The sequence below is a fragment of the Paenibacillus polymyxa M1 genome, from assembly GCF_000237325.1.
In the GTDB taxonomy this organism is placed as follows: domain Bacteria; phylum Bacillota; class Bacilli; order Paenibacillales; family Paenibacillaceae; genus Paenibacillus; species Paenibacillus polymyxa_C.
On the sequence record NC_017542.1, the window covers coordinates 1,818,591 to 1,830,368 of the forward strand.

11 protein-coding genes are annotated in these 11,778 nt (G+C 42.8%); 9 read left to right on the forward strand and 2 right to left on the reverse strand.

The window, feature by feature from the left end; translation table 11 throughout:
- The first annotated feature begins 50 nt into the window (after positions 1 to 50).
- Genes PPM_RS08110 through PPM_RS08120 form a run of 3 tightly spaced genes read left to right on the forward strand, consistent with a single transcriptional unit; the run spans position 51 to position 1,347 of the window.
- Positions 51 to 275 carry a spore coat associated protein CotJA gene (locus PPM_RS08110; RefSeq protein ID WP_013370312.1) on the forward strand — a complete coding sequence of 75 codons (225 nt, stop codon included), beginning with the start codon at positions 51 to 53 and terminating at the stop codon, positions 273 to 275.
- 1 nt (position 276) lies between these two features.
- Positions 277 to 744 (forward strand): spore coat protein CotJB, encoded by a 468-nt coding sequence (locus PPM_RS30390; protein ID WP_014599603.1) that lies wholly within the window; start codon positions 277 to 279, stop codon positions 742 to 744.
- A gap of 33 nt (positions 745 to 777) precedes the next feature.
- Positions 778 to 1,347, forward strand: coding sequence for a manganese catalase family protein (locus tag PPM_RS08120; RefSeq protein WP_013370315.1), 570 nt, complete (start codon positions 778 to 780; stop codon positions 1,345 to 1,347).
- Between the two features lie 87 nt (positions 1,348 to 1,434).
- Here the strand turns inward: PPM_RS08120 and PPM_RS08125 are convergent, their stop codons facing one another.
- Positions 1,435 to 2,145 carry a GntR family transcriptional regulator gene (locus PPM_RS08125; protein ID WP_013370316.1) on the reverse strand — a complete coding sequence of 237 codons (711 nt, stop codon included), beginning with the start codon at positions 2,143 to 2,145 and terminating at the stop codon, positions 1,435 to 1,437.
- A gap of 284 nt (positions 2,146 to 2,429) precedes the next feature.
- On the opposite strand from PPM_RS08125, the gene PPM_RS08130 reads away from it, so the two are divergent.
- From PPM_RS08130 to PPM_RS08145, 4 genes are all read left to right on the forward strand, one after another.
- Positions 2,430 to 3,404 carry an SIS domain-containing protein gene (locus tag PPM_RS08130; RefSeq protein ID WP_013370317.1) on the forward strand — a complete coding sequence of 325 codons (975 nt, stop codon included), beginning with the start codon at positions 2,430 to 2,432 and terminating at the stop codon, positions 3,402 to 3,404.
- Positions 3,394 to 4,323, forward strand: coding sequence for a fructoselysine 6-kinase (locus PPM_RS08135; protein WP_197537105.1), 930 nt, complete (start codon positions 3,394 to 3,396; stop codon positions 4,321 to 4,323). Before PPM_RS08130 ends, PPM_RS08135 begins: the two co-directional genes overlap by 11 nt.
- A 104-nt stretch (positions 4,324 to 4,427) precedes the next feature.
- Positions 4,428 to 5,744: an anaerobic C4-dicarboxylate transporter family protein gene (locus tag PPM_RS08140; protein WP_013370319.1), complete on the forward strand. Its 1,317-nt coding sequence runs from the start codon at positions 4,428 to 4,430 to the stop codon at positions 5,742 to 5,744.
- A 30-nt stretch (positions 5,745 to 5,774) separates the two neighbouring features.
- Positions 5,775 to 6,605, forward strand: a complete 831-nt coding sequence (locus tag PPM_RS08145; RefSeq protein WP_013370320.1) for a sugar phosphate isomerase/epimerase family protein — start codon at positions 5,775 to 5,777, stop codon at positions 6,603 to 6,605.
- A gap of 149 nt (positions 6,606 to 6,754) precedes the next feature.
- On the opposite strand, the gene PPM_RS08150 is transcribed toward PPM_RS08145, so the two are convergent.
- On the reverse strand, positions 6,755 to 7,831 hold the full coding sequence (locus PPM_RS08150) for a glycosyltransferase family 2 protein (RefSeq protein ID WP_013370321.1): 1,077 nt from the start codon (positions 7,829 to 7,831) through the stop codon (positions 6,755 to 6,757).
- Positions 7,832 to 8,220: 389 nt separating this feature from the next.
- Between PPM_RS08150 and PPM_RS08155 the strand changes: the two genes are divergently transcribed.
- Both PPM_RS08155 and PPM_RS08160 read left to right on the forward strand, forming a co-directional pair.
- A complete protein-coding gene (locus PPM_RS08155) occupies positions 8,221 to 11,070 on the forward strand; it encodes a methyltransferase domain-containing protein (protein WP_013370322.1) in 2,850 nt (949 codons plus the stop codon).
- A gap of 27 nt (positions 11,071 to 11,097) precedes the next feature.
- Positions 11,098 to 11,760: a class I SAM-dependent methyltransferase gene (locus PPM_RS08160; protein ID WP_013370323.1), complete on the forward strand. Its 663-nt coding sequence runs from the start codon at positions 11,098 to 11,100 to the stop codon at positions 11,758 to 11,760.
- The last annotated feature ends 18 nt before the right edge of the window (positions 11,761 to 11,778 follow it).

Consider the following 11,778-nt stretch of genomic DNA (forward strand, 5'->3'; position numbering starts at 1 on the left):
CATATGTTGAATAGTAAAGCAGATGGATCAATTAAAGGAGGTCCCGGCCCGTGAAATTTCCACAGCAAGGTCAGTATGCCCCGTTTGTCGGCCCGTTCGATCCGTGTCCGCCCATTCTATGCAAGACTTATGTGCTTCCGCCAAACTTGTTTATACAATTTCAGCCCCCTGGTCTGCCGCAATTCAGTCCAGAAGAGGCGCTGACGAAAGGAACGCTATGGCCATTGCTTTTCAGTCCTTATGAGCCTAGGAGAAACCAGGGGGGAGGCGAATAATATGGAGAATCCAAATCAGGGTCAGTCCCCAAATCAATTTCAGCAGCAAGTTCAGTATGAGAGTGGTCAACAACCGCCGAATCAGTCTCAAAACCCTTTTTCAAATTCGTATCCATCTCAGAGTCCATATCCATCTCAGAACCAGTACCAAAACCAAGCCCAGGGTTATAGTCAAGCTATCCCCCCGGCTCAGGGCTATACATCTCAAACCAAGCCAGTTGATGCCCAGTTTTATGCGCTATTGGAGAAGCTCCAAGCGGTGGATTTTGTCTTGGTAGAGCTGAATTTGTATTTGGATACACACCCGGATGATTTGCAGGCCATCGAACAGTTCAACAAGCTAACACAGGAAAGAACGGCGATTGCCAACGAGTACCAGCTCCTATATGGGCCTTTGCAAAATTTTGGTCGCGCTTATTCCAAGTATCCTTGGGAGTGGAGTCAAGCGCCTTGGCCGTGGCAGGTATAAGCAGGTACAACCTTTAATAAAGGAGGAACATGAATGTGGGTATATGAGAAAAAGCTGCAATATCCTGTACGTGTCAGCAAATGCGACCCTCACATGGCCAAGTTGCTTATGGAGCAGTACGGGGGAGCGGATGGAGAGCTCGCAGCAGCTTTGCGTTACCTGAATCAGCGGTATACCATTCCGGATAAAGTGATTGGTGTACTGAATGACATCGGGACGGAAGAATTTGCCCACCTCGAGATGATTGCAACGATGATTTACAAGCTGACGAAGGATGCGAGTGTGGAGCAATTAAAAGCGGCTGGTCTGGGCGAACATTATGCGGCACATGATCGTGCGTTATTTTATGAAAATGCGGCGGGGGTTCCTTTTACCGCGACCTATATTCAAGCCAAAGGCGATCCCATTGCGGATTTATATGAGGATATTGCGGCAGAGGAAAAGGCGCGAGCTACATACCAGTGGCTGATTGATTTGACAGATGATGTGGATTTGCAGGATAGTTTAAAGTTTCTGCGTGAACGTGAGGTGATTCATTCGCTGCGTTTCCGTGAGTCAGTCGAAATTTTGAAAGGGGAAAGAGACCGGAAGAAAGTATTTTAAGGGAATTTAGTAGGGAGGGCCATCTGCAAATGCAGGTGGCCTTTCTTTTTTAGGATTAAATCTACATAAAAGCATCTGTTCATAATCTTAAACAATCAACTCGAACCTATCCCCTAATATCAACTGCTTGGAACGATGGATTTTTTGGCCGTCTGGATTACAAACGGTACTTTTAATACACAGCAGAGGATAGCCTTCCTCAATATTTAAATAGGTGGCTACATCAAAAGAGGCAAATTCCATAACTATATATTTTCTTGATATTCCAAATGTAATCTTGTGTTTATTTTTTAAAATATCATAAAGAGATATATTATTTAAATCCTCTTGTAACAAAAAAGAAAAAGAAGAAGGGAAACGTGAATACTCTACAGATACCGGCACATTGTCAGCATACCTGATTCTTTCTATATTGATTACTTTATCCCCTGGCATTAAACCTAAATGTTCCTGATCTGATGCTGTAGCATCTTCAATCACGCATTTTATTACTTTTGCACCAGGCACTTTATTTTGTAATTTACAAGTATCGCTAAATCCAATGGTCTCTACGACATTTTTTTTGATTTTATCTTTTGTAATAAATGTTCCTTTTCCCGGAATCCGTACCAAGTAACCTTCAGAGGTAAGTGAATCAAGTGCCGCACGGACAGTTACACGACTCACATTATTGGTTTCACTTAATTCTAATTCTGTAGGGAGTTTGTCTCCTGGTTTTAGGGTACCGTTGTGGATGGAATCTAAAATTTTTTCTTGCAGCTGTCTATATAACGGTGAAGATTCTGAATGATCAATCATGCAGTTCAACCTCCAAATCAAGTTTTTATAAATGTATTATATTGTTTTATATCAGCATGCTTATATTATAACAGCATATACAATTTATGAATAGCTTGTAAGCCCTTGCAATAAGGGGTTTATCCTTTAAAAATCGGGGGAATTGAAGCAGTACTCTAGAAAAAGTAGTAAAGTGTTATTGCCTCATGTATTGTTTTGTGTTATTGTTTCTTTATAACATTCCAATACATACACCGGTGTGGAATGAAAAACAAGAAAATGTATCATACAAGGAGGAAATGATAATGGAAATCAAAAAAATTATTGAAGAAATTTTAGCAAATAAACAAGAGGCTGGCGGTATAAAGCAGGTATATTATGTAGCTTGCGGTGGTTCTTATGGTGCTTTTTATCCTGCAAAAACATTTCTTGAAAAAGAAGCAAAGGAAGTTAAGGTAGGTCTCTATACCAGTAATGAGTTTGTGCATAACACACCTAGAGCATTTGGAGAAAATTCAGTACTGGTAGTGGCATCACATAAAGGTAATACACCAGAGACTGTGAAGGCCGCAGAATTAGGTAAAACAGCAGGAGTTCCAGTTATTGCATTAACATGGGTTGAAGATTCTCCTATTACAGAACAAGCAGACTATGTGGTGAAGTACACATTTGGGGATGGCAAAGATATTGCCCGCGAGAAAACCATGAAAGCACTAATGACGGCGGTAGAGGTATTAAATCAGACTGAGGGATATGAGCATTATGAAAAATTCCTGGACGGAGTAGGAAAAATAGATCGAATTGTTAAAAATGCATGCAAACACGTGGAAAAGCGTGCGCTGGCTTTTGCGAAAAATCATAAAGATGATTCCGTAATCTACACCATGGCAAGCGGAGCTGGCTACGGGGCTGCCTATATGCAAAGCATCTGCATTTTTATGGAGATGCAATGGATTAACTCTTCCAGCATACATTCAGGTGAATATTTCCATGGACCATTTGAGATTACTGATGCTGAAATACCATTTGTCATTCAGGTCTCTGAAGGAAGTACCCGACCTTTAGATGAAAGAGCGTTAAAGTTCCTTAACCGTTATACCAAGAGAGTAGAGGTTTTAGACGCAAAGGATTTGGGACTGTCTACCATTGACAGCTCTGTGGTTGATTACTTCAATCATTCTCTATTTAATAATGTTTACCCCGTTTATAACCAAGCTTTGGCCATTGAAAGAGCGCATCCGCTTACAACTCGTAGATATATGTGGAAGGTTGAATATTAATCTTTTAGCAACCTTTAGAGGGGATATTCTTATGGAACAATATAAGGTTATTGGCATTGGTGACAATGTAGTAGATAAATATGTCCACCAGGGTATGATGTACCCTGGTGGAAATGCCTTGAACTTTTGTGCGTATGCCAGAATGTGTGGTATGGAGGCATCTTATTTAGGTAAGTTTGGTAATGATCATATAGCTCAGTATATTCAAAAGGTTATAGACGATTTAGGGATAGAACGTAACCATTGCCGGATTTTTGAAGGGGAAAATGGGTATGCGCGGGTTACATTGGAAGACGGTGATCGTGTATTTCTGGGCTCCAATAAAGGCGGTATTGCAAAGGAAAAGGCATGGGATTTTACGGAAAATGACTTGAACTACATTAAAAATTTCTCCGTAATTCATACCAGTTTAAATAGCTATATAGAGCAGAATCTCGCAACATTAAAAAAAACGAATGTGCCTATCTCCTATGATTTCTCGGTACGCTGGAATGATGAATATTTAAAACAAATATGCCGATATGCGGACATTTCATTCCTTTCATGCAGTCATTTAACGGAAAGTGAAAGAAAAAGAGAAATGCTAAAAGCACAGAAATTCGGTTCTAAAATAGTGATTGGAACTGTGGGAGAAAATGGATCAGTTGCTCTCTATAAAGATCAATGGATGCACCAGCCGGCGGTATTGACGGATACCGTGGATACGATGGGAGCGGGTGACTCTTATATAACCGCTTTTATTGTAGAGATGATTAGAAGTTCTAATGCCGGAAAGATTTTCTACGGTGAAGATGAGGATATGCTTCGGAGTATCAAAGCAAGCATGGAAAAAGGAGCGGTTTTTGCGGCTAAAATATGCCAGATAAACGGAGCTTTTGGCTACGGCACACCCATTCGTTGTTTGGACTCGGAAGAATAAGCATGATAAGAATTTTGTAAGCGTATTCAGTAAAGGGCGGCTACGCCCTTGTAGATAATGAAAGATCGGTAAAGTTCGTAAAATCAAAAAAAGGGAGAATTCTTATGTTTTGGTTTGAGCTATTGATCATCTTTTTACTCATTTTCTTCGGCGCTAGAGTTGGCGATGTTTTTATGGGCTTGCTCGGTGGAGTGGGCGTAGCGATTTTTGTATTTATCTTTCATGTCCAACCAGCGGCTCCTCCCATTGATGTGATGCTGATCATTTTAGCGGTTGTATTGGCTGCCTCTGCGCTGCAGTCTTCAGGCGGACTTAACTTACTCGTCCAGATTGCAGAGAAAATGCTTAGTAAGTCACCTAAGAATATTACAATAATAGCTCCAATCATATCCTGGTTATTTACCTTCTTATCAGGAACCGGGCATGTCGTATATAGTTTATTGCCTATTATCAATAAGCTTGCCATTGATAATGATATCAGGCCGGAAAGACCCATTTCAAATAGTATCATTGCTTCCCAGCAGGCAGTAACTTGCTCACCGGTTTCAGCAGCTACTGCTGCTATGATTGGATTTATGTCACCCCTTGGAGTAAGTTTGGGAACTATCTTGGCCATTTCCATACCTGCTACACTCTTAGGTGTCATTACAAGTGCGGTGTGCACGTTGCGTAAAGGGAAAGAATTATCTGAAGATTCGGAATATTTGCATAGATTGGCAGAAGGCTTAATTGAAAAATCAGAAAAGAAGGCTGAGAAAAAAGAAACTTCAAAAGGAGCGAAAGCCGCAGTTGTTCTCTTTTTGATGGGGGTTTTAGCCATTGTTATTATGGGCATGTTTACTCAGCTGCGTCCATCCTGGGTGCTGAATGGCGAGGTTACTAGTCTATCAATGCCGCATACCATTGAAATGATTATGCTAGTCTGCGCTACTATGATTATTATCGTATGCCGTCCGGCGATTGAAACGATTCTTAACGGACCCATATTTAGGGCAGGGGCGCTGGCTATGGTCTGTGCCTTTGGGTTAGCCTGGATGAGCAGTACCTTTATTACCGGACAAAGCGCTTTTATTCAAGATCATGTTGCTACGATTGTAAATAGCCATCCGTGGATGCTTGCCGTTATCATGTTTATCGTTGCTGCTTTAACTACAAGTCAAGGTGTCACGACGTTAATTATGATACCTATTGCCATTGCACTTGATTTGCCTACCTACATCATAATTGGAGCCTGGATGGCTGTAAATGCAAACTTCTTTTTACCAGTATCTGCTCAGTGTCTTGCTGCCATATCTTTTGATACAGCGGGTACGACTAAAATTGGTAAATATGTATTGAACCACAGTTTTATGATACCTGGAATGATTAATATTATTTTATCTGTAATATTAGCTACTTTACTTGGAAGCGTTTTAATATAGCGTTGTGTAAAAAGGAGGTATCTAATTATTATGATACAGATCTCACAAATTGCGGCTGCAAACTATCATTATAAGAGATATTCTTTGGAGTATTTTTTAGATTCTGTTGCAAAGCTTGGATTCCATAATATTGAATTGTGGGCTTCAGGTCCACATCTCCATTTAGACTATTTTACGTATCAGGATATAAAAAAATTAAATAAAAAAGTAAAAGAAAGAGGGTTAAAGACGATCTGCCTTACCCCTGAGCAGTATGTCTACCCGGTAAGCATCAGCCATCCTGATTCGGAGTATAGAAAGAGAAGTGTAGATTTTTTTTGCCGGCATATCGAAGCTGCATCTTTGCTGGAATGTGACAAAGTGTTGGTGACCACAGGCATCGCATACTTGGATGTTGATGAGACAGAAATGTGGAAATGGTGCAGAGAATCTTTAGGCGAAATATGTAAAACAGCAGAAAAAGAGGGGATTTACCTTCCTATGGAGGCTTTTACCTCTTTTACTACACAGGTGTTTAATAGAGTCGAGCACATTTCCAAGATGATAAAAGAAGTTGGGAGTCCTTATTTAAAAGGTTTAGCGGATACAGATGTGATGGAAACTACAGGAAAGGATACCATTCATGATTTTATAAGGGAACTGGAAAATAATTTAATGCATGTACATTTTGTGGATGGTAATCCTGGAGGACATCTGGTGCCCGGAGAAGGAAAATTAGCAATGGTGGAAGTGTTAAAGGAACTTAACAGTATAGATTATAAGGGATATCTAGGTCTGGAATTATTGGATAAAAGGTATGTTATGAATCCGGAAAAAGCCCTGAAGGATTCGCTCACGTGGTTCGAAAAACACTTGGAATGATATAAAAACGAGCGACTTTCAAACCAAGAAAGTCGATTCCCAGAAGGAATCGACTTTTTTAAGTGCGCCTAGCATGGATATTAACTCTGGAGCAGGAAAACCCGAACGTGAACTGGCAGGTCCCTGCCTTTAGCCATTGTTCGTCTTCCTTATTTCTGCTGCTCTAGTTGTGCAAAATACTGTTCATTATATAAAACACTTGGATGAGTAGGATGGTGCAACTGGGCTATGCAATGATGCGATCTTGCCTTTTCGATGTCACCGATTCGGTCATAACACAGGCATAATTGCAAGTGTGGAAACCAGGTATAGTACGACGAATTGGTTAAGGCCATCACATCTTGCGGGGGCTCGATCAGCGTCGCTTGACGAAACCAATAAATGGCTTGAGCATATTGTTCATCTTCAATGAACAAATTGCCGAAAACACAGCAGAACTGAGCGCGTGGTACATCGAGGGTAAGTGTGCGGAGCAAAGCCATACGTTGCTCCTGTTTTTGTCCTTGACGATTGTAGCAATCCGCAAGCTTAAAGCAAGCAGCAATCCGATCTTCTATCCATCCTTGATTTAGCCCTAGATAATGTTCGTACTGCTGAATGGCTTCTAGCGTGCGCCCGTTATCATATAATTCATTGGCGAAGTAGTAGTGATCTCGTTCAGAAAATACGGTACCCTGCTCCCGATGTTTGAGATATATGTGCAAATTACGGTCAGTATAAGCGCGTGTCTTGTTATGAGTCACCGCCATATTACTGTGAAAGATGCTGCCTGTTACATTCAGGAACTCGTGAACAAATCCGGTCCATCTGAATCTGCGATCACGCCGTACAATTCGGTTTCTTTTGAGCTTATACAACGGCTGTCCTTGTTCATCTACGGAAAGCACATAATCCATTGTAATGCTGTCATAAGAGAGGGTGGCTTGTTTTTTCCAGGTGAGAAAGGATAGTCGATCTTTTTCTTCCAGTATGTCATCGGCATCCAGCCAAAATTGATATTCTTGCGTGGCCTGATCAAACGCATAATTGCGAGCAGCGGAGAAATCATCGCACCACTCAAAGTTGTATATCCGAGCGTTGAATGCTGCAGCGACCTCTTGGGTTCTATCGGTAGATCCAGTATCAACGATAATGATTTCATCCACCAGGTCATGGACTGATTCCAGACAGGTATGAAGGGTTTCTTCTTCGTTTTTGACAATCATACATAAGCTGACAGTTACCATGCTCTTTGTCCCTCCAAAATAACTTGGTATAATTCCCATTTTATTAGGATAGCTTGCTCATTATGTAGAATTCGGATGGAACGTGTAGAGGAGATGATGATCATAAATTCAGTTCTGTTCTAATAAATTAGAAAATCAAGTTGGATGTTTGGGGGGAGAGAATGGATTGAACGATGTGCGTGACATTCCGGGTTAGGACGTGCGACAGGATGGGTTTTATCGTTGAATGGGGAGATTGTATTTTGTATTGTTGTCGTTTTCAATGATATTTCCAGGTGTAAGTCCATTCATACCACGCTCACTCCCAATCGCTTGGTCGCAATTATGGTATGCGTTAGGACATGGAGGGGAACGGTTATGAGGCTTCCGCCTGATGGAGGCGTTGACACATGCGTATACTAATCGGCAGCCCGGTGCACCAGAAGCCGGAAATTTTGTCTTTGTTTCTTCAAGCCTTGGAGCGCCTGGAGACACCTGACGTGCTACCGGATTATTTGTTTGTCGATGATAATGACAATCCGATTTCAAGTCAGTGGCTAGTTGAATTTTCCAATCGGCTTCCGGGTCGGGTTTTGCCCTTGTTAACAGGCTCGCAGCAAGTGGAGAATCGTAGTGATGAGCACACTCATTATTGGCCGCCTGCTCTCGTCTGGAAAGTGGCTGGCTTTAAAAATCGTCTTATTGAATATGCCCTTCAGCACAATTATGACGCGTTGTTTCTGGTCGATTCAGACCTGGTTCTCCATTCTCGTACCTTGTGCAGGCTGGTGGAGACGGAGAAGGACATCGTATCAGAGATTTTCTGGACACGTTGGCAACCGGAAGGACCGTTATTGCCTCAAGTGTGGGTCAGTGATGAATATAACTTGTTTCACCGTGAAGATGGCGAAGTGTTGTCGAAAGAGGAGCGAGCGCAACGTGAGTTGCATTTTATACACCAGTTGCATATTCCTGGTTTGTATGAGGTGGGTGGTCTAGGCGCTTGCACCTTAATCCGCAGACGGGCGCTGGAAGCAGGAATTCATTTTGGCAAAATCAAAAACGTTTCTTATTGGGGAGAAGATCGACATTTTTGTATTCGGGCGGCTGCATATGGATTTCCACTTTTTGTAGACACACACTATCCGGCAATGCATCTATATCGGGAAGCCGATCGAATGAAGGCAGAACAGCTATTATTCACCCTAAAATATTTTACATCGAACCATTCAGAGCAAGTAACACATGCGGAACACTCCGATACTTCTCCAAGCTCTCCAGCCTTCAATCATTCAGCATCTTCAAGAACCCCTAAGTTCCCTGAACCTCCAGTTATACCCGATCATCTCCACGAAACTGCTGTCTTTGCCAAGTACACAGCGGATTCGTTTGTTGTACCACCAACGTTCACTGGTCCACGACAAAGTGAGCTTTATACACCGCCTGTCTCTAATCCTAAATTGACGCTGACCATGACGGTATACAATGAGGCAGATCACAAGCTTACAGACGTGCTGCTGAGCCACCGAAAATACATTGATGAAGCAGTCATTATTGATGATGGTAGTCATGACGATAGCGGAGAGTTGTGCCGGGAAATCTTACAAGGAATCCCACTGCGTCTGATCCGCAATGAAACACCCTCTTTTACCAATGAAGTCGAACTGCGAAAGCAGCAGTGGAGAGAAACATTGGCTTCCTCTCCCGAATGGATATTAAGCATGGATGCTGACGAAATGTTCGAATCCCGCTTTGCCCAAGGGGTACATTCTTTGTTAGCGGGAACGACAGCGGATACGATTTGTTTCAGGTTGTTTGATATGTGGTCTTCCACGCATTACCGTGATGATGAATATTGGCAGGCTCATCGGTATTACCGTCCTTTTTTAATTCGATATAAAGAAGGGTTCCCTTATAAATGGAGGGAGCAGTCCTTGCACTGTGGGAGATTACCCGAAAATATACTTGATCTTCCCACAGAGATCAGCAACTACCGTATTCAGCATTGGGGTTGGTATACACCTGCTATTCGCATGGCTAAATTTGAGCGGTACCAGCTGCTTGACCCAAGTGCTCGTTATGGATGGAAAGAGCAATATGAATCAATTCTGGACTCGAACCCACAACTCACGCTCTGGGTGGATCAGGACAACAAAAATACAGAAAAAGAACCTACACCAGAATATGAACCTGCCCATCAGGTGGACGCCTCGGATGTCGCCAAGGTGGCCAGTGTACAGGTTATGAACAAACTCGAACCACAAATAAAAAGTGAAACCAAGGACACCTTTTATGCTACGGAGAAGGGGAAAGGAGCAGAGCAGAGTGTAAAATGCAAACTGTGTGGCTCATCTGACACGGTAGTATTTCATGATTATCAACGCTTTACCTTGATGGGATGCGGCTCCTGTGGATTGGTTTTTCGTAAGGATGTGGATCATATTCAGTCTGAGGAAATGATAGCAGAGATTTATAATGCCAATTGGGTTGCTATGCGGGATAGTGCAGCGGCGTCCACCTATGGGGATCATGCTCTTTTTGGACTTATGTTGCTCGATATGTTCAGTCCCAGAAAAGGAAAATTGCTAGAGATTGGCTCAGGCACCGGAGAATTTATCCATGCTGCCCTTCAAGCTGGCTGGAATGCAGTGGGCATTGAGCCGTCCAGTGACTCGCGTGCCTACGCCAAAAGCAAATATGAGGTAGATTTATTACCCGGCTATTGGAACGGTGAAACAGAATTAGATGCTCAAACACAACAATCTGTGGAAGTGGAAATTTACCAAGCTCATGAAGCTCAGGAAGGGATTGAGGCCGAAAGTTTAGAGGAAGAACTGGACTTATCTTTGGAGCACCCATACGAAGCCATCGCATGCTGGCATGTGCTGGAGCATATCGCGGACCCAGTCGCATTTTTGACGGATTTGTGCGAACAGCTTCAACCTGACGGAACGTTATATATTACGGTGCCCAATAAAAACTCGTTTACCAACGAGGCTTACGGCGTTCACTCACCTTTATTTACGGAGGAAGATCATTTGTACCATTATTCAGATCATACGCTGACGCTCTTGCTGGAAAAGTCCGGCTTGCGTCCGGTGGCTTTGTTCACCCGCCAGCTTCCTGCTGGTTTGGATGCCTTGCTGCAAGCACATCCATTGTACGGTGAGCTTGCCTTTACGGAACAAATGGGATTGTTGGCTAAGCTTCAAGGCGAGAAACGGGGTCATGAATTATGCTGTGTAGCAAAAGTAATCTAAACATCTCCAAAGGAGGAGGCTACATTCATGAATATGGCTGACCCGTATCTGTCACGCTTTTTTGTATATTCTGATCCCAACTCGTCCAACATGATTTACAGACTCCCTCAAAGCTGGTGGAGTCGTCCATATGAGTATGAGTGGTGTCTCCAATTTATGTCTGGGCAAGATACGGTATTGGATGCGGCATGTGGTATCCCTCATCCATTCAAATTTGAGCTGGCCCGCCGTTGCGCTCAGGTCTATGCCTGCGATCTGGATATACGAATCGTTTCTGTAGATGCTATCTTGGCCGAGGTGCGGCGGGATATTGGAGAGGAGGCCGCTGAGCGCATTCAGGAGATTTTACCGGTTCGGCTCCACTCCGCCCATGCCAATCTGACCGCCCTGCCCTATGAGTATGCCAGTTTTGACAAAATTGTATGTATTTCAGTGTTGGAGCATTTAACGCCCGATGAATCTTTGGCGGCCTTGCGTGAATTTCATCGAACTTTACGGGATGACGGAATGCTTCTGTTGACGTTTGATTACCCTACAGTAGATCTTTCAGCGATGGAACAATGGATAGAACAAGCGGGATTTTCGTATTGGAGTGGTGTGGATCTCAAGCTTCCACGAGGAGCTCTACACACAGATATGTGGGGCGGATTACATTGTTTTAGGACCGTTCTAAAAAAATATAAGAGTTAACGGTATGCGCAATGAGGT